20 protein-coding genes and 1 tRNA gene are annotated in these 23,975 nt (G+C 45.8%); 14 read left to right on the top strand and 7 right to left on the bottom strand.

What is annotated here, in order from left to right; translation table 11 throughout:
* Positions 1-136: 136 nt before the first annotated feature.
* Positions 137-970: a prohibitin family protein gene (locus QUA25_RS26760; RefSeq protein ID WP_333042518.1), complete on the bottom strand. Its 834-nt coding sequence runs from the start codon at positions 968-970 to the stop codon at positions 137-139.
* Positions 971-1,596: 626 nt separating this feature from the next.
* Here QUA25_RS26760 and nfi point away from each other — a divergent pair.
* The 12 genes from nfi (at position 1,597) to QUA25_RS26700 (ending at position 15,217) form a co-directional block, all read left to right on the top strand.
* Complete coding sequence (gene nfi, locus QUA25_RS26755) at positions 1,597-2,250, top strand: deoxyribonuclease V (RefSeq protein WP_333042515.1); 654 nt, start codon at positions 1,597-1,599, stop codon at positions 2,248-2,250.
* A 454-nt stretch (positions 2,251-2,704) separates the two neighbouring features.
* A complete protein-coding gene (locus QUA25_RS26750) occupies positions 2,705-2,935 on the top strand; it encodes a KGG domain-containing protein (protein WP_006631632.1) in 231 nt (76 codons plus the stop codon).
* A gap of 622 nt (positions 2,936-3,557) precedes the next feature.
* Positions 3,558-4,088 carry an FHA domain-containing protein gene (locus QUA25_RS26745; RefSeq protein ID WP_333042512.1) on the top strand — a complete coding sequence of 177 codons (531 nt, stop codon included), beginning with the start codon at positions 3,558-3,560 and terminating at the stop codon, positions 4,086-4,088.
* 101 nt (positions 4,089-4,189) lie between these two features.
* Positions 4,190-6,193 carry an FHA domain-containing protein gene (locus QUA25_RS26740; protein WP_333042510.1) on the top strand — a complete coding sequence of 668 codons (2,004 nt, stop codon included), beginning with the start codon at positions 4,190-4,192 and terminating at the stop codon, positions 6,191-6,193.
* A gap of 143 nt (positions 6,194-6,336) precedes the next feature.
* Positions 6,337-6,765, top strand: coding sequence for a hypothetical protein (locus QUA25_RS26735; protein WP_333042508.1), 429 nt, complete (start codon positions 6,337-6,339; stop codon positions 6,763-6,765).
* Positions 6,766-6,945: 180 nt separating this feature from the next.
* Entirely contained in the window at positions 6,946-8,085 is a 1,140-nt protein-coding gene (locus QUA25_RS26730; RefSeq protein WP_333042507.1) for a DNA cytosine methyltransferase, read from the top strand.
* Between the two features lie 196 nt (positions 8,086-8,281).
* On the top strand, positions 8,282-9,622 hold the full coding sequence (gene miaB / locus QUA25_RS26725) for a tRNA (N6-isopentenyl adenosine(37)-C2)-methylthiotransferase MiaB (RefSeq protein ID WP_333042505.1): 1,341 nt from the start codon (positions 8,282-8,284) through the stop codon (positions 9,620-9,622).
* Positions 9,623-9,815: 193 nt separating this feature from the next.
* Entirely contained in the window at positions 9,816-10,916 is a 1,101-nt protein-coding gene (locus tag QUA25_RS26720; protein ID WP_333042504.1) for a D-alanine--D-alanine ligase family protein, read from the top strand.
* A 261-nt stretch (positions 10,917-11,177) separates the two neighbouring features.
* Positions 11,178-12,260: an AI-2E family transporter gene (locus QUA25_RS26715; protein WP_333042502.1), complete on the top strand. Its 1,083-nt coding sequence runs from the start codon at positions 11,178-11,180 to the stop codon at positions 12,258-12,260.
* Positions 12,261-12,508: 248 nt separating this feature from the next.
* Entirely contained in the window at positions 12,509-12,700 is a 192-nt protein-coding gene (locus QUA25_RS26710) for a hypothetical protein (protein WP_333042500.1), read from the top strand.
* 91 nt (positions 12,701-12,791) lie between these two features.
* Positions 12,792-14,081, top strand: a complete 1,290-nt coding sequence (locus tag QUA25_RS26705; protein WP_445242253.1) for an HhoA/HhoB/HtrA family serine endopeptidase — start codon at positions 12,792-12,794, stop codon at positions 14,079-14,081.
* Positions 14,082-14,344: 263 nt separating this feature from the next.
* Entirely contained in the window at positions 14,345-15,217 is an 873-nt protein-coding gene (locus QUA25_RS26700; protein WP_333042497.1) for an MBL fold metallo-hydrolase, read from the top strand.
* 223 nt (positions 15,218-15,440) lie between these two features.
* Here the strand turns inward: QUA25_RS26700 and QUA25_RS26695 are convergent, their stop codons facing one another.
* From QUA25_RS26695 to gcvH, 3 genes are all read right to left on the bottom strand, one after another.
* Complete coding sequence (locus tag QUA25_RS26695) at positions 15,441-15,773, bottom strand: hypothetical protein (RefSeq protein WP_333042496.1); 333 nt, start codon at positions 15,771-15,773, stop codon at positions 15,441-15,443.
* 118 nt (positions 15,774-15,891) lie between these two features.
* Positions 15,892-18,843 (bottom strand): aminomethyl-transferring glycine dehydrogenase, encoded by a 2,952-nt coding sequence (gene gcvP / locus QUA25_RS26690; RefSeq protein WP_333042494.1) that lies wholly within the window; start codon positions 18,841-18,843, stop codon positions 15,892-15,894.
* A gap of 386 nt (positions 18,844-19,229) precedes the next feature.
* Positions 19,230-19,619, bottom strand: a complete 390-nt coding sequence (gcvH, locus tag QUA25_RS26685) for a glycine cleavage system protein GcvH (RefSeq protein WP_333042492.1) — start codon at positions 19,617-19,619, stop codon at positions 19,230-19,232.
* 59 nt (positions 19,620-19,678) lie between these two features.
* Here gcvH and QUA25_RS26680 point away from each other — a divergent pair, with 59 nt between their 5' ends.
* The gene (locus QUA25_RS26680; RefSeq protein ID WP_333042491.1) at positions 19,679-20,512 is read left to right on the top strand and encodes an alpha/beta hydrolase; all 834 of its coding nucleotides are present in this window, start codon (positions 19,679-19,681) and stop codon (positions 20,510-20,512) included.
* A 114-nt stretch (positions 20,513-20,626) separates the two neighbouring features.
* Here the strand turns inward: QUA25_RS26680 and gcvT are convergent, their stop codons facing one another.
* From gcvT to QUA25_RS26665, 3 genes are all read right to left on the bottom strand, one after another.
* Complete coding sequence (gene gcvT, locus QUA25_RS26675) at positions 20,627-21,778, bottom strand: glycine cleavage system aminomethyltransferase GcvT (protein ID WP_333042489.1); 1,152 nt, start codon at positions 21,776-21,778, stop codon at positions 20,627-20,629.
* A gap of 203 nt (positions 21,779-21,981) precedes the next feature.
* Positions 21,982-22,054 (bottom strand) — tRNA-Ala (locus tag QUA25_RS26670).
* 153 nt (positions 22,055-22,207) lie between these two features.
* Positions 22,208-22,411, bottom strand: a complete 204-nt coding sequence (locus QUA25_RS26665) for a hypothetical protein (RefSeq protein ID WP_190659577.1) — start codon at positions 22,409-22,411, stop codon at positions 22,208-22,210.
* A 1,020-nt stretch (positions 22,412-23,431) separates the two neighbouring features.
* On the opposite strand from QUA25_RS26665, the gene QUA25_RS26660 reads away from it, so the two are divergent.
* Positions 23,432-23,950, top strand: coding sequence for a hypothetical protein (locus tag QUA25_RS26660; RefSeq protein WP_333042487.1), 519 nt, complete (start codon positions 23,432-23,434; stop codon positions 23,948-23,950).
* Positions 23,951-23,975: the final 25 nt, after the last annotated feature.

The raw sequence follows: 23,975 nt of genomic DNA, 5'->3' as shown, positions 1-23,975 counted from the left end.
TTCGTTGAATCACCCTTATTTTCGCCTGGTTTAATTGACTTTATACTACCCGGTCGTAAAAAACCTACACCTGTCAGCTCCCCCTCTCCCCTTCTCCCCTTCTCCCCGCGCCCTGGCAATCATGATCTGCAGCAGCTTATTTAGCAGGAGTTGCAGCTTGAGAAGTCGGCGGCGCAATATTAATTAATGGCAAAGTTCCGCCTCCTCCCATTACTGTCGGAAACTGACCGTTCCATTTTTCAATTGCTTGCTGCTGCAAAATTTCGGCCGTTAAAGTTTGTCGCTGCAAGCGTTGAGCTTCTGCATGACCTTTAGCACGGTTGATTTCAGCTTGAGCGTCTTGGGTTGCTTTTTGAACTGTAAATTCTGCTTGTTTGGCCTCTTGTTCTGCTATTTGTTTGGATTCGATGGCTTTGCTAAATTCTGGAGAAAAGCCAAAATTGATTAAAGAAACATCTCGGACAATGACGCCGTAAGGTTCCAAACGCTTTTTGAGGCTGTTGTCGATTTCTGTTTTGAGTTCGGTGCGCTTAGTGATAATTTCTTCTGCGGTTTTTTTAGAAGTTGCTGCTTTGAGAACTTCAGAAATTGCCGGACTTAGAATGCTGGCAACAATTTTTTCTTCGTCTCCTATTTGTTGGTAAATTTGATTTACTTTGGCGGGATCTACATTCCAGTTGACTGCCAAATCTGTAGTAATGCTTTGCAAATCTTTGGATGCTGCATCTGCTTTCAAATCTGTTTTTTGTACCCGCACGCTGAGAGTTTTTACAGAGGTGACGATCGGTAAAATCGGGTGAATGCCTTCATCTAAAATCGCGTCTTGAACTTTCCCGAAGCGCATCATAACGCCGCGTTCCCCTGGGCCGACAATGGTAAAAGGTCTTAAAATCAAGGCTGCGATAATGAAGACGATGCCACCGACGATGTAGAGAGCTAGGTTGTACTTAACACTTTGCATGGTTTTCATATGTTGATTCACCTATGTTGTGTTACTTGATGTTAGTTTTATATTCATCTTATCTAAGATTATAGCTTCATGTTAATGGTGCAACAGCTCATAAATTCATTGATTTTTTTTCATAAAAGTCATATAGTTGCGAGGATCAGGGAACATCTTAGCTCGATGAGCGGGGATGTACAATGGCACTTGTAGCTGGGTGAGATTATTGATTAATAAATGTTTCAATCATCTTGACAAAGAGGACTTTTTTAGATAAAGCAGAAGTAAAGAAAGAACTCGATCGCTCTTTGACAAGCGATAAAATGGCGATCGCAAAGATAAAGCTTTCTAGAAAGCTAAAAAATCAGCATCAAATAGGTATTTTTTGTAAATTTTGAGTAGAAAATTGGAGAAGGGTGTCGATAAAACCTTTGGGGGTGGGTTCAAGCACAAGCGAAAGATAGAATTTTACTCTCCGACCTACAGACTCTATTTGTAAAATTAGCCTAGGTCGCCTTGCTCAACCCTCCGGAGTAGGAAAAAAGACTCCTTTGGCAAGTTAGGAATTTATAGCTACAAACGATAAAAATCCGAGTTTAAAAATGGCCGAAAAGAAGTTAAGCTTAGATGAGAACGGTTGAAGAGAAATCAAAATGTTGCAGCGACACCCTTGGCCGCAGACAGTTGAAGAGGCGATCGCCATTCAAGAACAGCTTCGGTCAGAGGTAATTACCGCCAATCAACTGGAGACAGTTCAGTACGTCGCAGGCGTAGATGTCGGCTACGACAGTGTAAACGATGTATCGCGGGCCGCTGTAACAGTTCTGAGCTTTCCCGACTTGCAGTTGCAGCAGCAAGCTGTGGTTCGCAGTCCTACCACTTTTCCTTATATTCCGGGTTTCCTGTCTTTTCGAGAAGTGCCTGCCGTTCTCGAAGCTTTAGAAAATATCAGTTTGAGGCCAGACTTGATATTGTGCGACGGGCAAGGACTAGCCCACCCCCGCAGATTCGGTCTTGCGTGCCATTTGGGGGTTTTGACCGGGATTCCCACGATCGGAGTTGCCAAAAATCGATTTATTGGAGAACATTCAGAAGTCGGACTCGACCGGGGCAGTTGGCAACCCTTGCTTCTGGAGGGATCAACGGTAGGCGCAGCGCTAAGGACGCAAACAGGGGTAAAACCGATGTATGTTTCGATAGGTCATAAGGTAAACTTGATAAGTGCGATCGAGTACGTCCTGCGCTGCGCCCCAAAATATCGCTTACCAGAAACAACTCGATCGGCAGACCAACTAACATCGGGATAACTGGCAAGCGCGGAAGGCATCAAAAAAAAAGTAAAAAGACCAAAAAAGCATCCGTCTTTGGACTTTTAATTTTTGATGTGGCGCCGCCCGAGTCAAAAAATCCTCTGAGTCTACTGCCAATCAGCTTTCGGTTCCATCCTTCCAGCGAACTAAAGAATGACTATACCTGAGAAAGAGGTATAAAAGTTGGGGGGGTTTATAGAATGATGGAAAGACAGTAACCAGCTTAAAACATTGGCGGCTCTAACTATAGTGGCCGGGCGTGAACTATTTTTAGTTCACATTTGTAAATTATGAAATATTCATCCTGCGAGTTAAACCAAAAGCTTAGATTCGTCTGATGAGGTTTCATAATTTACCGTCGGATATCTCACCACTGACTGGAAGTAACCATCACAGTGGGAGGCGAAGGCGCGATCGAGCTAAAAAATCAGAAACAAACAAGGAGACAGTCATGGCTGAGAAAAGCAAACGCGGATTCGCTTCTATGGATGCAGAAAAACAGCGCGCAATTGCTAGCAAAGGCGGAAAAGCTGCACACGAGAAAGGAACTGCACACGAATTCACCCCTGAAGAAGCCAGACAAGCTGGTCAAAAAGGCGGCGAAGCTGTCAGCAGAAATCGCGAACACATGGCTCAAATTGGTCGCGAAGGCGGTCGCAAAAGCCGCAAGAGCGAAGCTTAAGTCTTTCAAGGCTGGCCCTGTAATGAAAGATTGCACAGTTGCAGCGTGAGAGATAGCACTAGGACAGTAAACGTTTGAGGAGGTGGGGCGATCGAAGTTACCAAGGTAGTTCGATCGCCCCACCTCCAAAATTCGTGACTAGCGCACCAAAGCTTCGCAAATGTGAAAACCCCACAGGAATTAGTTTTTAGCAATCGCTGCTCAATCTTTAACGGCAAATTTTTAACAAAGCTGCACTGCGGTCAAGAATTTTGCGGGGAAGAAAAGCGCGCAAGCGCGAGTCAGTCTCTCAAAAACAGCCAATACGAGCACTAAAAGCCCCGAATTCAGGGCTTTTTTGTTTAGCTGCACATAATATTTTTATATCAATTCCGGTTGCACTCCTCATGATGGTTGACTGTTGACTCTTGACTCTTGACTCTTGACGGGCGGGTCGAAAAACTGAATAGTTGAGTGTTAACTGTTGACTCGATTTTATTATTTCGATGCAACCGGAAACGATATTAGAAGTTCGATCGAGTGGGCGTCAATAATTATAATTAAGTTTTTTGGTGAGGAAGTCCGTCCTCAAAATAAATCAGCTAATATTTTTTTATTATATTTTTGAGCTAACTATAAAATCATGACAAACCAGCTCACTTTAGCATGGACAGAAGCTGGGGTGCGTCAAACTCAGACAATTCAAAACGGACAGCCGAGCAAAAATCCGGGAACCGTGAGGCTAGGGCGCGATCCGGCGAAGTGCGATATAGTATTTTCGCATCCCAGCGTATCGGGGCTGCACGTTGAAATATTTTTTAATCAGGAATTGCAGGAGTATGCAGTGCGGAATTTGCGCGAAAGCAATCCGCCGCTGGTAGATGGAAAAATTCTCGCCCGAGGCGAAGCAAAATTGAACTCGGGAAGTCACATCCATTTAGGGCAAGTGCAAATCGAGGTGGTGAATGTGACGGAGGTGCAGGTAGCCGCGCCCCAGACAGTTTTGCTGTCTGGGCCTCCCGCACCTGGTAATTTTCAGCAGACGGGGCCTTCAAAATACGGTTTGCAGTGTCCCAAATGCAGCCGAATTTCGCCTTACGCGCAGTTGAATGCGGGGTGTCCGTGGTGCGGTACTTCTTTGGCGGCGGCGGCGAGTGTGATGATCTCTCCGTGAGAGTTTGAAAAAGGGAAAATCGGGCTATCCGCTAAACACTCTCAACTTCAAAAATCTTTTTTGCAGAAAGCTCAAAGCCGACGGCTGATGTTTAAAAAATCATGAATTCTCAACCCTTGCGCCTGCGACTGACTTGGACAGATACAGCTACGGGGGATTGTCGATCCCCGATACTCGACTTACCCATCGCTTTGGGACGAATTTTTGAAGCTATGCCCCCTACAATCAACGGGAAACGAGTTTCTCGAATTGCCCTCAGCAGCAGTCAAGTTTCTCGCTTTCACGCAGTGATTGGCACCGAAGGTAACAGTATTTTACTTACTGACACGGGCAGCCGCAACGGTACTTTTGTTAACGGCATTCGCCAAACCCGTTGCGTGCTGGCAAACGGGGATATGCTGCAAGTTGGGCCCTACGCGATCGGCATTTCTTTTGCTGTTAATTCCCCTGAAATGCCGTCGGTCAATTTTCATATTTTCTTTAACCCGCAGACCAATGGGCCCGATCCCGCGTTGGGGCAGCCAATAATGTTGCAGCTTCCTCAAACAAGTAGTAGGGGAGAATTTCCGCCGATCGAATTTTTGCAAGCTTCTCAAGTGTCAATGCGATCGCTCGAATCTAGGGGACTCCCTGTGACAGAAGTTGATTGGGCTGCTGTTGGCGGCGGTTTGGGCAGCTTTATTTGGGTGGATTTGCTGAGAATGTGCGGCGTGAAAATCGATCGAATTGCGGTTTTGGGCATGGAAAACCAGCCTTACGCCCGCTATCTGCGTCTGTGTCTCAATTCTCAAATTCCGCTGCGGGAACGCCTAAGATCGAATTCTGACTCTTGTCCAGACAACATTTGGGGGTGGCCTCCCTATGCTTTGCGGGAAGCTTGGCAGGAATTGCGGAAAGGGCGTTTGGGGATGTCGTTGAAGTTGATGTGGCAGGTGTTTGCTGAACCGACTTTTGCCGAAACTTATACGCCTCGCGCGGGTAATGTGTTTGATTCTATTGACAGGGAAGTCGATCGAATTGGGTGGAATCAGATGTTTCGCTACGGTAGAGTGCGGGGAATTCGCAAAACAGATGACGGCAGGTACGCGATCGCTTATTCTCGATCGGATGCGGATCACCGCGAACACGCTTTTTTAATCGCCAAATACGTACATTTAGCCACCGGCTATCCCGCCATTCAATTTCTGCCCGATTTGCAAGCTTATCGCGAAAAAACCCAGGATTTTGAGTCGGTTGTCAACGCTTATGAAAGCCACGACGGCGTTTACGAAAAATTGGAAGCCAGCGGCGGCAGCGTGTTAATTAGAGGCCGGGGAATTGTGGCTTCCCGCGTGGTGCAGCGAATTTACGAAGCGCGACAGCGGAACCGCAACATTCAAGTATTGCATTTGATGCGATCGCCCAAACCTCAAGGTAACAAATTTAAACTCGCTCAGCGAAGAGTCGAAAATCACTACGAATTTCAACCTTTCAACTGGCCAAAAGCTTGCTGGGGCGGCGAACTCCGCGTACTTTTGGAACAAGCCGCCCCGGAATTGCGGCCGCAGTTGCTCACCGACTGGGGCGGAACTACTACAGCCCAGCGCAGCGACTGGCGGCGGATTGTCAAAGAAGGTTTAAGTCAAGGATGGTATCAAATTACCTTCGGGGAAGTCGAGCGAGTCGAGCGCGACAGTCAAAACCGCACGGTGACGTACATTCAGGAGAAGGAACTTAAAGGGCAAATTAAGTTAGAAGCTGATTTTATTATTGATGCTACGGGTTTGGACGCTAAGGTAAAAACCAGTCCCCTGTTAAACGATTTGGTAGCTCAATATAATCTTCCCCTCAACGGTTTGGGCCGGCTGAGTGTTAACAACGATTTTGAAGTGCCCGAATTGCGGAATTCTTCTGGTAGCAACGGAGAAGGCCGGGTATACGCAGCAGGCGCGATTACTTTGGGGGGGCCTTACGCGCCCGTAGACAGTTTTTTGGGCTTGCAATACGCCGCCTTGCGATCGGTTGAAAGTCTGGCCGCCAACCGAGTTGCTGGTGTGCGGAAATTGAGCGTTTGGCGATCGTTTGTGCAGTGGTTGAAGTGGATTTTAAATAAATCTCCCGACTAACTTGAAGGACGAAGTTCGGCAACAAGCAATGTAGAAGATTGAATTGATTTAACTGAGCTTCGCGTTCAATCTAAAATCTAAAATCTAAAATCCCAAATCGCACAACCTTCCCATTCAATCTAAAATCCAAAATCTAAAATCGCATGACTCCCACCTTATTCGGCCGCTGGCAAACTCGATTATTTTTATTTGCCACCGTAGGCGTTTTAGTTACGCTGCCCTTTTGTCTGGGTTTAATTACCTCCCAATCAGGCTCAATCTTTTTCTGGATTTTAGGGTATGTAGCGATTTGGGGCCTCGGCTGGGATGCTTTATATATCTACATCCAACAGTTCCGCTGGGATCGAGATTGGCCCGGCGCGTTTCAATTACTCGCTGGAATTTGGGAAGCACTTTTTGTGTTATTTTTAATCAAAATTATCGGTTTGCCGGGGATACCTGCACAAGATTTTGACTTGGGAGCTTTTGCCTTGCATTATAGTTTAGTGTGGCTGGCTATTTATCTGGCATCCCAAACACTGATGCGGATTTTGTTTCCCCACTGGCGTTTCCGAGGCGGGCAATGGTTGTAATAATACCTGTAGGGGCAGTTTTTACCAACAAGAATCGCCTCAAACCAATAATCTCATAAACCCGCTCCGGCCATTCTACCAATTCCCAATTCCCTACAGAATTTACAGTCAGGTGTACCGAACCCTGGGCACTCAACATAATTTATAGTAAGCTCAACTCAAAATTGCTCTGATCCTTCAATGCACCGTCCTCCTTGTATTTTCTCATTTTTTTCGGGTTCTGGCTTCCTCGATTTGGGCTTTGAGTCGATCGGCTTTAATGTAGCGTATGTCAATGAAATTTTCCCACCTTTCATGCAAGCATACCGCTATTCTCGGCAGTGCCTGAATTTGCCGCTACCAGAATACGGATATTGCGAAGGAGAGGAAGCAGATGTAACTCGACTTGTAGGGGGAGAAGCAGCTTTTCGCCTGCGGGAATTAATGCAAGATGCCCGCAAGCATCACGATATTGTAGGATTTATCGCGGGGCCGCCTTGTCCTGACTTTTCTATTGGTGGTAAAAACCGAGGTGGGGAAGGAGATAAAGGCAAACTTTCAGCTTCCTACATTGAATTAATTTGCCAACAGCAGCCGGATTTCTTTTTGTTTGAAAACGTCAAAGGTTTGTGGAGAACCCAAAAACATAAAGCTTTTTACGGGGAACTAAAACATCAGTTGGCTGATTCTGGATACGTTTTTGCCGAACGTTTAATTAATGCGATAGAATACGGTGTGCCGCAAGATAGGGATAGAATTATTTTGATTGGAATTAAAAAAAGCCTTATCAAAAATCTGGGCATTTCCCTAGAAGAAAAAAGCCAAATGTTATCCGAAAGTTTATTTCCTTGGCAAGGTCATATATTATATCCCAAATCAGAAATTTTTTCTCATCCTTGGCCTGAGAGAAATGCCTTTGCAGCCGATAACTTCTTGCCTTGTCCTGATGACCTGCCCCAAAATTTAACGGTAGAATTTTGGTTCCAAAAAAATGACGTTCTCAACCATCCCAATGCCAAACACTATTTTCAACCCAAAGCAGGCATTAAGCGGTTTGCGTCCGTTGATGAAGGAGATGATTCAAAAAAATCTTTCAAGCGATTGCACCGGTGGCGTTATTCGCCAACAGCTTGTTACGGCAATAACGAAGTTCACTTGCACCCTTACAAACTTCGCCGGCTTTCAGTTGCAGAAACACTGGCTATTCAGTCACTGCCAAAAGATTTTGCACTGCCGGAAAAGATGACGTTGACTAATATGTTTAAAACTGTTGGCAATGGGGTTCCTTATTTGGCTGCACAAGGTATTGCCAAAACAATTTTACAGTTTTTATATAACTAAAAAAAACGAATAGCCAGATACCCAACTTCGCCGAATTTGTCGGGTATCTAAAACTCTTTGTAGTGCTAAGGGGCGCATTGCGTACCCTACAATTACTAAAATTCCCAATTACCAGACGTATCTCGTTTAACACAGAAGTGTTATAATAAAGTGTTAAGGTTGAAAACCTATATTTTTTATTTGCCTGCAATTCGCCATGACCGTTAAACCCCGCCGCTATCACATCACTACTTTCGGATGCCAGATGAATAAAGCCGACTCGGAACGGATGGCCGGCATTCTGGAAAATATGGGCTTTGAGTTCTCGGAAGACCCGAACGAAGCTAGCTTAATTCTCTACAATACTTGCACGATTCGCGACAATGCCGAACAAAGAGTTTATTCTAACCTCGGAAGGCAAGCTCATCGCAAGCGCCAAGAACCGGGTTTAACTTTAATTGTAGCTGGATGCGTGGCGCAGCAGGAAGGTGAAGCGCTGCTGCGGAGAGTGCCGGAATTAGACTTAGTAATGGGGCCGCAACACGCTAACCGACTTGAAGATTTGCTGGAACAAGTTTTTGAGGGCAATCAAGTTGTGGCGACAGAAGCTGTTGAGATTATGGAGGATATTACTAAGCCGCGCCGCGACAGCAAGGTGACTGCTTGGGTGAATGTAATTTACGGCTGCAATGAACGTTGCACTTATTGTGTTGTCCCCAATGTTCGCGGGGTTGAACAGTCGCGAATGCCGGAGGCAATTCGGGCGGAAATGGAGGATTTGGGCCGTCAAGGTTACAAGGAAGTAACTTTGTTGGGGCAAAATATTGATGCTTACGGACGCGATTTGCCGGGGACAAAACCGGACGGCAGCAACCAGCATACTTTGACGGATTTGCTTTATTTTGTTCAGGATGTGCCGGGAGTCGATCGCCTCAGATTTGCTACTAGCCACCCGCGCTATTTTACGGAAAGATTGATTAAGGCTTGTGCTGAATTACCGCAGGTTTGCGAACATTTTCACATTCCTTTTCAGTCCGGGGATAATGATATTTTGAAAGCGATGTCGCGGGGTTATACTCAGGAAAAATATCGCCGGATTATTGATACCATTCGCCGTTATATGCCGGATGCTTCGATTACTGCAGATGCGATTGTCGGTTTTCCTGGGGAGACGGAAGCGCAGTTTGAGAAGACTTTGAAGTTAATCGAAGACGTTGGTTTCGATTTGGTGAATACTGCGGCTTATTCGCCTCGCCCGGGGACGCCGGCGGCTTTGTGGGAAAATCAGTTGAGTGAGGAGGTGAAAGCCGATCGCCTGCAACGAATCAATCATGTAGTCACAACAACGGCGATGGAACGATCGCAGCGCTATTTCGGACGCACTGAAGAGGTTTTGGTGGAAGTCCAGAATCTCAAAGATTCAACTCAGGTGATGGGACGCACTCGCGGCAATCGTCTCACATTTTTTAAGGGCGATATTGCAGAATTGGCGGGTAAAATTGTGCGGGTTAAAATTACAGATATTCGCGCTTTTAGTTTGACCGGAGAAATGCTGTAAGCTGTTGGGGCCTTTAAATTGTATGTCAAGAAATAATCAAACAATGACTGGGGAGTTTCTTCGATGCCGCCCGCCATATACAATTTAAATTCGCAACAGCTTATGCTTAATTCTTAGTTTATGTCGCGTACTTCCTGTGAGAGCTGCGCTAACTGCGTGTATATTTGTCAAAAAGTACCGGGAGTATTGAAAAATGACAAAGATGCGGATCGGGTTATTGTTCGGGGGGCGATCGGGCGAACACGAAGTCTCAATTAGTTCGGCGCGGGCGATCGCCCGCGCCCTCGCTGCTGACGAAAATGCCTCTAAATACGAAGTTCTGCCCTTTTATATCCAAAAAGACGGCCGCTGGTTATCAGGAACTTTACCTCAACAAGTATTAGCAGCAGGAAAACCCCTAGAAATAGAGGGACAAGGAGAAGAAGGAGGAGAAACAGGACAACAAAACTCTTCTTTGTCTTCCCTATCTCCCCAATTTCCCAGTTTTAATGCCGTAGATGTTTGGTTCCCTGTTTTGCACGGCCCGAACGGCGAAGACGGTACGGTGCAAGGGTTGCTGAAATTAATGCAAGTTCCTTTTGTCGGTTCCGGGGTTTTAGGTTCGGCCCTGGGAATGGATAAAATTGCGATGAAAATGGCTTTTGCTCACGCTGGTTTACCGCAGGTAAAATACATCGCTGTCAACCGTTCCGAAATCTGGTCTAATCCTTGCGTTTTCCCCAAACTGTGCGACAAAATTGAAGCTGATTTGGGCTATCCTTGCTTTGTTAAACCAGCTAATTTGGGTTCATCTGTGGGAATTTCTAAAGCTCGATCGCGCGCTGAATTAGAAGCAGCACTCGACAGCGCCGCTAGCTACGATAGGCGGATAATTGTCGAAGCGGGTGTGGTTGCTAGAGAATTAGAATGTGCTGTTTTGGGTAACGACAACCCCCAAGCTTCAACGGTGGGAGAAATTAGTTTTCAAAGCGATTTCTACGACTACGAAACTAAATATACCCAGGGACAAGCCGACTGCTCAATCCCCGCAAAAGTCAGCGCTGCGATCGTCTCGCAAATCCAAGAAATGGCAGTACAAGCATTTTTGGCTGTAGACGCGGCAGGTTTAGCGCGAGTTGACTTTTTCTACATTGAATCAACCGGAGAAGTTTTGATTAACGAAATCAACACTTTTCCTGGCTTTACAGCTACCAGTATGTATCCGCAAATGTGGGCAGCGGACGGCATTTCTTTCCCGGAATTAGTAGACCGTTTAATTCAATTAGCTCTCGAACGGCACGGGGAAAAAGGTTGAATCGCGCGCTGCCAACTGCTGCCTTGCCAACAGCAAAAAATATTTTTTTCGCAGGTGATATATCCATACCAGCGGAAACGATATAACATGGTTGTGGCAGGCAGTGCCTGCCAGCAACCCCATTTCCGCTGCGGGTCGAGCAACTGGGAATTTTCAGCGGTCGGGTATAAATAAATGCAACATAAAATGGTTAACGGAGAAGGGCGAATAGCAGTGTCAATCTCACATCTTGCATCTCAAATTTTAACTCGGTTAACTTAGATGAGACGTTTCACTCAACTGCCGCAGTGGTGGACTTACGGACTGGTATTTCCCCTAGCGGTACTCAACTGCTGGTTAGCCCTCCTAGTCTTTGAATATTTTCGCGCCCTGATTACAGTTTTGGTCGTCGCCACAGTGCTGTCTTTTTTGCTAGATTATCCAGTGCGCTTTCTGCACAGATACGGCCTGAAGCGCGATCGAGCAGTTTTGTCGGTATTGTTTTTGACTTTACTGCTATTGGTGGTTTTAGGTCTGACTCTAGCCCCGATTCTGCTAAACCAAATTACTGAACTTGCCACCCGACTGCCGACTTGGATAGTTTCTGGCACAGAACAGATTGAAGCGTTCAACAAGTGGGCGGAAAATCGCAATCTCCGCATTGATGTCAGCGGTTTGACTACCCAATTGAGCGATCGACTTTCATCTCAATTGCAGTCTCTCACTGGCGAAATTCTCAAATTTGGCTTGGGTGCTGCCGACAGTCTGTTGAATTTCCTCCTCACAATAGTCGTGACATTCTACTTGCTCTTGCACGGCGATCGCGTATGGGAAGGATTGTTTAAATGGTTTCCTTCCAAGCAGAGCCTTCAATTGCGAGAGTTGCTGGCGCGAAGCTTCCACAACTACTTCGTCGGGCAAGCAACTTTGGCAGGTTTGATGGGACTGTCTATCACTGTTGCTTTTTTAATTTTGCGAGTTCCCTTCGGACTTCTGTTCGGTTTGGGTGTGGGTGTAATGACTATGATTCCCTTCGGGGCACCTTTCAGTATTTGCATTGTCAGTTTGCTGATCACATTAAACAACTTTTGGCTCGGCGTCACCGTTTTAGCTGTCGCTACAGTAATTGAGCAAATAATTGAAAGCGGGGTTGCTCCTCGGTTATTAGGCGGTTTTATCGGTCTCAATCCTGTGTGGATTTTAGTGGCGCTGCTGGTGGGGGTTAAGGTGGCAGGAGTAGCAGGTTTGTTAGTTGCTGTGCCGATGGCTGGTTTTATTAAGAATACTGTTGATGTTTTGGAAAGTTCGAGGAAAAAGTCGAGGGAAATCGATTCGGTTAGTTCCATTGAACCTATGGAGCAATAAAATTCCTCCATAGGTTCAAATTTTAGATTTGAAGAGAGTTTTTGCAGGCTATTTTGACTTAGGTTTAGTTGGTACTTTAGCTTGAGGCTTTACAGGTTTTTTACTTCCTGCTTTCGGGTGAGGCTTTCGGATACTTTAGCTGCTATCCTTCCTGGATGCAGGCCGGGTCAAAAACCCCGTTTCTACGTTAACGTCGATCGCTCACAACGAAGATTTTGCGTAGAAACCTGGTTTTTTGGAGTGCAAGATTGTTGTTGACTTCGGATATCAATCCTGTAAAAAGTTCGCGGGAAATGCGGAATATGCGAGCTAGCTACCGTAGTTTGTATTATCGCACTCAGACAGCAATTCGCCAGTGCCGACCCAGTTCGATCGTACTCAAAAGCTGGAATCCACAGACAATTTACCTGCGGCTGTCCGGTTTCTACCCCAGCTTGTAGGGTAAACCCCACCAGTCAAGCAGATATCATAAATGCTTGAATTAAAATTAAAGAACCTTTAGTTCAAATTTAATTACAGTAGGTGCTAAAAATGCAAAACCATAATTATAACTCTCGCTCTAACTCTCACCAAATCAATACTATGTCAACCAAAAATAGACCTGCTGACTCTCAGCGTTCTCGCCGTTTCTATTTGCCGAAAAAACTTGCTTTTTTATCCCTCATTTTGGTCGGCTCCACCGCAACTGTTGGGTGCAACGCCCTAACTTCTCAAGTTCCGGGAAGTTCTAACGCCATTCAAGCTGAACCTTCAACTACAGCGCCAATCTCAGCATTGCCTGCAAATATACTGCCCTCTCAAGACTCTAATTTTGTCACTAAAGTTGTGCAGGAAGTCGGCCCGGCAGTGGTGCGGATCAATTCGTCTCGCACGGTTACGAACCAAGTTCCAGATGAGATACCCGAGCAATTCCGCCGCTTCTTCGGTTCAGAATCTCCGATTGCGCCGGGAAATCGGGTAGAACGGGGTTCCGGTTCGGGTTTTGTTTTTGGTTCTGATGGCCGCATTTTGACTAACGCTCACGTTGTTAACGGGGCGGATACGGTGACGGTAAAACTGAAGGATGGCCGCGAATTTGTCGGCAAAGTTTTAGGCGTAGATACAGTTACTGATGTGGCTGTTGTTAAAATAGAAGCTAACAATTTGCCTGTGGTGAATTTGGGCAAATCTGAAGAGTTACAGCCGGGAGAATGGGCGATCGCGATCGGCAATCCCCTCGGTTTGGACAATACTGTGACTGTGGGCATTATTAGCGCTACAGGCCGTTCTAGCGCCGATGTCGGTGTTCCCGACAAGCGCGTCAGCTTTATTCAAACCGACGCTGCGATCAATCCCGGCAATTCCGGTGGCCCGCTGCTGAACCAGCGCGGTCAAGTTATCGGCATGAATACGGCGATTATTCAAGGCGCTCAAGGATTGGGTTTTGCTATTCCGATCGATCGAGCACAACAAATTGCCGACCAATTAGTAACAGCAGGAAAAGCCGAACATCCTTATCTCGGCGTTCGGATGTTGAGCATTACTCCCGAAATCAAGAGAGAATTTAATCAAAATCCCAACACCAAATTGAGGCTGACTGAAGATAAAGGCGTGTTAGTTTTGGGAGTTGCGAAAAATTCTCCGGCGGCACAAGCTGGAGTTCGCCTTGCCGATGTGATCAAGAAAATCAACGGTACAGAAGTAAGTGATGCTGGCAGCGTACAGCAAATTGTCGAGAAAAGTACAGTGGGCAGCGATCTGCAGCTTGAATTGAGCCGCGGCGGACAACCTGTTACTGTAGCGGTGAAAGCGGGTGCTTTTCCAGCGGATCTGCAGCCGTAGAATTGTTGATTGAAACTTATATCTTGCACGCAGAAGCAAGAGTCCGGCAGGGCTTTAAACCCCTGCCTCCAAGTATCAGTCCTATCCAAGAGGACTGATACTAATCTACTGTCAATAAATACGGATTAATTATTAGTCGGTTTTAACATTAGTCGGTTTTAACCGGATTGTGCTGTGATAGGGTTTCAACCCCCGTCGGCAGGTCAGGGGTACTCGTTATTGTAAGTTACCATAATTTATAGGGGTTATTAAGAGGTAGAAAAATGGCTAACATTAATCGGAGGCGTACTGAAAATATTAACGGTAACTTTTATGTAGACAATACCTGCATTGACTGCGATACTTGTCGGTGGATGGCACCTGAAGTATTTGGTCAAGCGGGAGAACAGTCTGCGGTTTACCACCAGCCAACTAATGAAACTGAAGAAATGCGATCGCTCGCGGCTCTTTTGTCTTGTCCCACAAGTTCGATCGGCACTGTAGAAAAACCCAAAAGCATCAAACAAGCCCAGCAACTGTTACCCGCACTCGTAGCAGAAAATGTCTATCACTGCGGCTACCACTCAGAGAAATCCTACGCCGCAGCCAGCTATTTAATTGTCCGTCCCGAAGGAAATATTTTAGTTGATTCTCCCCGTTTTGTGCCGCCGCTAGTCAAAAACATAGAAGCAATGGGCGGCATTCGCTATCTGTACTTGACTCACCGCGATGATGTGGCAGATCATCAACAATACCGCGATCATTTTGGCTGCGATCGCATTCTCCATGCTGATGAAATTAACCCGGGTACTCGCAGTGTAGAAATTCAATTGTCAGGCAGAGAACCGCATCAAATCGCAGATGATTTGTTGATTATTTCTGTACCCGGTCACACGAAAGGTCACACAGTTTTGCTGTACAATAACAAGTTTTTGTTCACCGGCGATCATCTTGCTTGGTCGGAAAGCTTGCAGCAGCTAGTTGGCTTTCGCGAAGTCTGTTGGTATTCTTGGTCGGAACAAATCAAATCTATGCAAAATTTGGCTAATTACTCGTTTGAATGGGTGTTGCCGGGACACGGCCGCAGGTATTATGCCGATCGACAAACAATGAGCAATCAAATGCAACAGTGTGTTGCTTGGATGCTCAGTGCTTAATACCGCAGATTTCAACTAAGTGAAGTACATTCACCCCACCCGCCCTATCGAGTACCCTCCCCTTAATAAGGGGAGAGTTGGGGAGGGGTGTACTCCATTTAGATGCCAAACGCTGTAGTTGAAAACCCCTTTTATTCTCCGCCGTTGAAACAACTATTAGATACACAAAGTCCTAGCAGAGGGGGACTAAGAAGAAGTGGGGATATTTAAGCCGGATTGGGTATTAAGCCTTTGGAATGGCAACCAAAGTGATAGAATTAGCGGGATAAGTTGCCTGAAAACCGGCGGCGCTGACACCTAAATCGGTCTGACGGACGATCGCCTGCAAATTCGCATCGCTATAACTGTAAACTTGAGCTTTGGCGGCTGGGTTAAATCCTTTCAAACTCAACTTGCTGGTCAAATTTTGGCTAGTTTTATTAATAATTACCAGCGTCAGAGTACCATCACTGGTACGATCGGCTGCGTAGATTGACAAAAGCCCTTGATCTGTGCTAGCTGAGCGCACCCAAGTATCGCCGTACTTACCGCCTTTTCCGTCGTAATTCATGTACATTCGGAAAGCCTAAGCCCCCGGTTCCGATATACATTTAAATTTTATTTTTTGGGCGGGCTAGAAGCACCCCACAAGATTATATGCGTAAGGTGCCCATTGCCCACCCGGAGAGACTTATTTAACCTTGACTGTAAGCCTCCATTGGCAAACAAGAACAGACAAAATTGCGATCGCCAAACGCATTATCTATCCGGCCCACCGCCGGCCAAAACTTATATTCGCGAGTCCAAGGTGCCGGATAAGCCGCTTGCGCGCGAGTATAAGGACGATTCCACTCATCAACCATCAGAGATTCTGCGGTGTGCGGCGCATTTTTCAAGACATTATTTTGCGCGTCAACATTACCTTTTTCAATCTCCGCAATTTCGCCTCGAATCGCAATCATCGCCTCGCAAAAACGGTCTAATTCCTGCTTTGATTCGCTTTCCGTCGGTTCCACCATTACCGTACCTGCGACCGGCCAAGAAACCGTCGGCGCGTGATAGCCGTAATCCATCAACCGTTTAGCGATATCTTCGACTTCAATAGCCGCAGATTTTTTGAGCGATCGCAAATCTAGAATACACTCGTGCGCCACCAAACCAGCTTTCCCTTTGTACAAAACCGGATAATAAGATTCTAAGCGTTTTGCCATGTAATTAGCATTAAGAATTGCTACTTTTGTTGCCTCAGTTAAACCCACTCCTCCCATCATCCGAATGTACATCCACGAAATAGGCAAAATGCTAGCACTTCCCCAAGGCGCGGCGGAAACAGCACCAACTGATATTTGTTGACTGTTGACTGTTGACTGTTGACTGTTAAGAATAGAATGACTGGGCAAAAATTCTACTAAATGAGACATTACCCCAATCGGCCCCATTCCCGGCCCGCCGCCGCCGTGGGGAATACAGAAAGTTTTGTGCAAATTCAAGTGACAAACATCAGCACCAAAATCACCGGGGCGGCACAAACCAACTTGAGCATTCATATTCGCGCCGTCCATATAAACTTGTCCGCCGCAGTTGTGAACTATCTCGCAAATCTCTTTAATTTCTTCCTCAAAAACGCCGTGCGTTGATGGATATGTCACCATCAAAGCCGCCAGTTCATTTTTGTGCTTTTCGGCTTTTTTATGTAAATCTGCCACATCAATATTACCCTGGGAATCGCACTCTACAGCAACTACTTTCATCCCCGCCATCACTGCGCTAGCCGGATTTGTACCGTGGGCGGACTGGGGTATCAAACATATATTTCGGTGAGATTCGCCTCGGTGTTCGTGGTATTGGCGAATAACTAACAAACCCGCGTATTCGCCTTGGGAACCGGCGTTTGGCTGCAAAGAAATTCCCGCAAAACCTGTGGTTTCTGCCAGCCACTGTTCTAGTTGCACGAACATCTTTTGATAGCCACGAGTTTGATCGCGGGGTGCAAAGGGATGTATCTTGCCAAATTCTGCCCAAGTCACGGGCATCATCTCTGCAGTGGCATTCAATTTCATTGTGCAAGAACCCAAGGGAATCATCGATGTATTTAGCGATAAGTCCTTGGCTTCTAAACGGTGCAAATACCGCAAAAGTTCAGTTTCTGAATGATAGCTGTTGAAAACTGAATGGGCGAGATAGCTGCTGGTGCGATCGCAAAAATCTGGTAATGTCAAATAGCCACTCAATGCGTCTGCATCCAGCGGAATGTTGAGAGCATTCTGCCCGTCCGCCCTGATATAATCTTTATCCTGTGCAAAAATTTTCCACAACTCTTGCACATCTTCAACGCTGACAGTTTCATCTAAAGTGATTCCCACTGTCGAATCATCGAAAATTCGGAGATTAATTTTGCGAACTTTAGCAGCTTCTAGAATTTCTGACAGCGGTTTATCTCCCAATTCTACCCGCAAAGTATCGAAGAAATGTTGAGAACCAATTTTGTATCCGAAACTTCTTAAACCGGATGCCAAAAGTGCTGTTAAACTCCATACTTTCTCAGCAATGTCTTTCAGTCCAGACGGGCCGTGATAAACAGCATACATACTCGCCATCACTGCCAGCAAAACTTGAGCAGTACAAATATTGCTAGTAGCTTTTTCGCGGCGGATGTGCTGTTCGCGAGTTTGCAAAGCCAAGCGCAAAGCAGATTTGCCATTAGCGTCTTTAGAAACGCCGACAATTCGCCCCGGAACTTGCCGTTTAAACTCTTCTCGCGTGGCGAAATAGGCGGCGTGGGGTCCTCCGAATCCCATCGGCACTCCGAAGCGCTGAGTGCTTCCTACGGCTATATCCGCGCCGAATTCGCCGGGGGGTGTGAGCAAGCAAAGGCTCAATATGTCGGCGGCGACTGTGACTAATGCGCCGACTTCGTGTGCCGATCGAATAAAATCCGTATAGTCGTAAATTGCGCCGTCTGTGGCGGGGTATTGCAGGAGAGCGCCGAAGATTGTACGATCGAACTCAAAGCTTTGATGGTCCCCGACAATTACCTCAATTCCCAGCGGCTTAGCGCGAGTTTGCACAACTTCAATAGTTTGAGGGTGGCAATCTTGGGAAACAAAAAACGCTTTTGCCTTATTTTTGCTGGCGCCGTAACTCACCGCCATCGCTTCCGCCGCCGCTGTCCCTTCATCCAGCAAAGAAGCGTTGGCAATTTCCAAACCCGTGAGGTCAATGATCATGGTTTGGAAATTCAGTAAAGCTTCCAATCGCCCTTGAGCAATTTCAGCTTGGTAGGGAGTGTAAGCTGTATACCAGCCGGGATTTTCTAGGATATTCCGCTGAATGACGGGGGGAGTGATGCAGTCGTGATATCCAGTGCCGATGTACGATCGAAATACCTGATTTTTTGCAGCAATTTCTTTCAATTCTGACAAAGCGCTGTACTCGCTTTGCGCTGCGGGAAGTTGTAAGGGTTGAGAAATACGAATCGCCGCTGGAACCGTTTTGTCAATCAACTCATCGAGGCTGGAAATGCCCAAAACATTGAGCATTTGCTGGATTTCGCTGGGGGTCGGGCCAATGTGCCGGCCCGCAAAACCATTGATGGAGGAAAGGTTTTGCTGCTGACTGGGTTCAAGTTGAGGGCTGTAGAGTACCAAGGCGGATTCTCCTGAATAGACTTTTGCTTCTTTGTTTGTAACATTTTGCTAAGAAAACCAGGAAGATTTTCTGCGTCTATCAAAGTCCGACAGTCCGACAGGGGTTTCAACCCCTGTCTCATAGCTAAAGTCGTCGGTCGCCGACTAAGCAAGATTTTTTGTGTGTATCAAAGTCCGACAGGGGTTGAAACCCCTGTCTCATAGCTAAAGTCGTCGGTCGCCGACTGTAGATTAAGCTGCACTTATCGCAGCTCCCCCCGCAACAGCTTGGTATTTCAGTCGTCTTTAGACGACTTGTGCTATTAGCCAGGGGTTTCAACCCCTGGCAGATTGTGGAATTATCAACGAGCCCTATGCCCTATGCCCCATGCCCTATGCCCTATGCCCTATTCCCCTTCCACCATTTTTCGATACTCCGGGGCCGAGAAAGCATCGTCTGCTTCGCTGGTGTTGTCAACGCGCACTTTCAGCAGCCATCCAGCGCCATAGGGGTCTTCCGCCAAATTTTCGGGAGACTCTATAATGTCATCATTGCGTTCTACAACTGTACCGGTAACTGGTGCTTTCAAGTCTTCAACGGCTTTCACTGACTCGACTGTACCGAAAGCTTCTCCCTTTTCCAACCCTGCACCGACTTCTGGCAAATCTAGAAACACGATATCGCCGAGTTGGTCAACTGCAAAGGCACTGATGCCGATGGTGGCAATTTCGCCTTCGAGTCGGATGTATTCGTGGGTGTCTAGGTATTTCAGGTCATCGGGGTATGTTAGTGCCATGTCTTTTCTCGCAATAAAAAAGTATTAGTTAAATCTTATTCAACTATGAGCCTTTAGTGATGGCTAACTGGAACAAAAAAAATATTAAACGCTTGCTTTTTGGAGAATTTTCTGTCAAAAGACTGATGCTATCTATAATTTTTATTTACGCATTTCTGTGTTTTTACGGTTTCTTTTTTTCAGAACGGCTAATTTTTCAACCTCCCCCATCTAGTCAGAGTAATAGCAGGGAAGTTATCAAAGTTAGCTCAGCTAATGGCGTGAAAATTTCTACTGTTCATTTTCCTAACCCGCAAGCTCAATATACCATACTTTACAGTCACGGAAATGCGGAAGACTTGGACAGCATTTTGTGGCTACTCAGAGAGATTCGAGATAGCGGGTTTGCTGTGTTTGCCTATGATTATCAAGGTTACGGCACGAGCCAGGGAAAGCCTTCTGAGTATAATACTTATCGTGATATTGAGGCTGTTTACAATTATTTAACCCAACAGTTGGGAGTACCTGCAAAGCAAATTATTCTTTACGGGCGTTCTGTGGGGGGTGGGCCGGCAATAGATTTGGCGTCGCGGCAAAAAGTCGGCGGTTTGGTGGTTGAAAGTTCCTTTGTTTCGGCTTTTCGGGTGTTGACGCGGATTCCGATTTTACCCTTTGACAAGTTTGTGAATATTGATAAAATTGGCAAAGTGCGATCGCCTGTTTTGGTGATACATGGTAAGGCTGATGAGGTGGTGCATTTTTGGCATGGAGAGCAGTTGTTTGCAGCGGCAAAGCAGCCGAAATTGAATTTTTGGGTTGATGGGGCGGGTCATAATGATTTGATGGATGTGGCGGGCGATCGCTATGCTGCAACTTTGCGACAATTTGCTAAGCTAGTAGATGAGTCTTCTTGACCACAATTATGAGCAACGGGCTAGAAGCCCGTTCCACAACAACACATACACTTACACTTTATTGTGAACCATTGCTGTGAGCAACTCCCCTGAATTAATGCTCACCTACTTAAGTTAAATGGGGCGATTTTGCGATCGATAAAATGGTTTTTTCACCACACTAGCCGGATAGTTTTTTCCGCGAATTTCGACCTCTAATTGCTGACCGATTTTAGCTAATTTTGCCGGAACAACCGCGAGGCCCACTGCCCGATTCAAAGTAGGCGATAATGTACCGCTTGTAACTTCTCCTACTTTTTCGCCTTCACATATTACGGGATAACCGTGGCGCGCAATGTGCCGCCCCTGCATTTCTAACCCTACCAACCGCTTGGATACTCCACTCGCTTTTTGCTGTTCCAAAACCTCACGGCCAATAAAATCGCCTTTGGTGTCGAGGTGAACAACCCAACCCAATCCAGCTTCTAAAGGCGTGATATTGTCGTCGATATCTTGACCGTAAAGAGCCATTGCTGCTTCTAAACGCAACGTATCCCTCGCGCCCAAACCGCAGGGCACAACGCCAGCAGCTAACAATTTTTGCCACAGTTGTTTTCCTATTTCGGCATCCACCATGATTTCAAACCCATCTTCGCCGGTGTAACCAGTTCTCGCGATAAAACTCGGCTGTCCCAACAGATTTGTTTCTAAGTGACCGAATGCCTTAATTGGTGAGAGGTTGTCTTCCACAAAAGGCTGGAGATAGTTAACAGCTTCTGGTCCTTGAATGGCAATTAAAACTTTATCTTCGGAGAGGTCTGTAAAACTGAGTTCGCTCAATTCTAAGTGAGTGGTGATCCATGCTTTGTCGGCGAGGCGAGTGGCGGCGTTGACAATGATTACTGCACGTTCTTCGCTAGTGATAGGGTCTGGTTCTTGGCAGTAGAAAATAATGTCGTCTAAGATGCAGCCTTTGGCATTTAGCAAGACTGTATATTGAGCTTGACCGGGTTGCAAGCGGCTCAAGTCTGAGGGTACTAAGGGTTGAAATTTTTCTATTACTTGTTTCCCTCTCAAACCAAATTTTCCCATGTGGGAAATGTCGAACATTCCTGCTTGCTGTCGTACTGCTTGGTGTTCGCTGCTGATGCCTGCGTACTGCACCGCCATCTCCCACCCGGAAAAGGGCACCATTCGGCCTTTGAGTTCTAATGATAGGTCGTACAGAGGCGTGCGGGCAAGTTGGCTCGGACTCTCTGGATTGCTGGGTTCAGTTGACTTTGCCACAGGTAGCGCTTTGGTTGCGGGTAGACTGTTTTGATTTTACGGGAAAATTGGTTTTCGCGGTGTGTGGCGCGATCGAATTTAACGACACGGCAATGGTGTTTAGGTACCAGTCGCGATCAAATTTAAGCACACGCTCGTACTGTTTGGGTACAAATTGGGTACAAATTAGGACACAGCAGTGATGTATCCCTAATCTTAATTTATGGAGAATAGCGGGCTCGAACCGCTGACCCCTACAATGCCATTGTAGTGCTCTACCAACTGAGCTAATTCCCCTTTCTTTTCGCGCTCTCAATCATGCCTTAACTGGCCAATATTTGTCAAGCTTTTTGAGGAAATTAGTTTTGAACCCTGGATTGGCAAGGCTTTCGGATTTTTTTCCAAAAAAGTCTCCTCGCTTCTGGACAATGGTCAATCCCCTACTATGATCTAGTAAGTGTGTTGCGATATTTCGGTCAAATGGCTCAAACAAGACCCCATGAGGAAGTAGACGACTAGCAGAGCGGCGGCTGAGACCGCAACTAGGGTGCCGGCTAGCATTAGTGAAAATTCCCGTTGCGCGATCGCCTCCTGCATTAAGTGCAAAGACCAGGCAACGAGGGCAACGTCAATTATTAAAATAGAAACCAGCATAAGTTACGATTTGTAACAGCTTACCTATTGTAACAAAACTTTTCGCTCAGTGCAGATAAGCTCAGGCGTATTTAACTTTTGCTGTAAAACCCGAAGGGAGCAGCGGAAAGCTACTGAGAAAAAATGATAGCTTTTATTGATAATTACAATATGCAAAGTAAATGAGAGCTAGCTCAGCTTTAGATGTGGCGTTTTTGACTCTTGAGCCAGCGATTAAGAGCGGGATACGTGCACTTCACACGCTTTTTTGAGGGGTCAGGGTGCGATCGCTATTCTCGCCAAACCCTTACTTTCATAGCTTTAGCCTTTATCGACTTGTTTTGATTTCAAATTTTCCACTATTTGAGCAATCAGTGGACGATAAATGGTGTTATCTAAGTGTTCCTTGTACCACTTCTTATAATTCCCACTATTACAGCTTATTCCAGGCTTATGAAGTACACCGCGCTCTCACGGGGCTTCTTTACAGTTCTCGCATCATGAGTGATTCTGTTCAAAAAACCCGGTTGATCGCGCTCTACATCTATAGGAAATATGCTGTATCCCTCTTCTGTCACTAAGCGGCAGAATAAAATAATAATTCATTCTCATTTATCAAGTAAGAGAAGGGATTTGGGTAAAAATTAATTAACGATATTAATTGACCCAAGCCTGTAGATAATTGTGGAATAGGAAAAAAAATTATCCATTTTTGTATCAAGTTAAAGCTAATTAAAGCTTGTAGTATTAATCAATACTCCGGACAGTTTTTAAATAGGGATGCGCTCGCAATAAAGCACAGAAACGAAAAAAGTGAGTGCAATTTGAACCCAAAATAAACAGAAAAAACGGCGCTCTTTTAGGTTAAAATATAAAAATACACAAGCTTAATAGATTGCCTTATGAAGATTATTGAATCCATCTTTACAATAAATCCCGGGGATGAGTCAACCCCCAAAGAAGTTTTTAGTCACTTTATTTTAAACTATTTTGCTTGTCTATGGCAAGGTCAATTTCACGAATCTCAGTCGTTATAGTTATTTGAGCGAAAAAAACTACCGTCGTCACTTTCTCAAAAGCTTTAAATTTCCACAATTTACTCAATATTTTCTTGAACTTGCTTGGAATCCTGAACACACAGTCATTGCTGTTATTGAGGGTTATTTTTTGAGAAAACGTGACCCAAAAACTGACGGTAAAGCTTATTTTTATAATGGTGTAGCTGGTAAATCGGAACAGGGGTGGGAAATTGCTGTGATTTCTATTGTCGAAATTGAGAGTCGTTTATATTATAGCTTAAGCGTACAGCAAACTCCATCACGTCCTCAAATAAAGCCCGTGAAAAAACTGCCAGAAAATCAGAAGAATTGCTGGTCAAAAAACACTCGCCAAAAACAGGACTCTCAAACTTCAAAGCCTGACATCACAAGAGTTAATGACTATGCACAACATTTGAAGAATACTCGTTATTTCTTCCCAACTTTTGTATGTTATTTGGTCGCTGATGGCGTAAGGATTCAGGTAAAAAATAGTTCCGCAGAGAGCCGAAAAATATGGTAATGTAGTCAGATGAGCGAAAAGCCAG

Source organism: Microcoleus sp. Pol17C6, assembly GCF_036701145.1.
In the GTDB taxonomy this organism is placed as follows: Bacteria; Cyanobacteriota; Cyanobacteriia; order Cyanobacteriales; family Microcoleaceae; genus Microcoleus.
The sequence above is the reverse complement of the archived record's forward strand: the minus strand, read 5'-3'. Positions and strand labels throughout refer to the sequence as shown.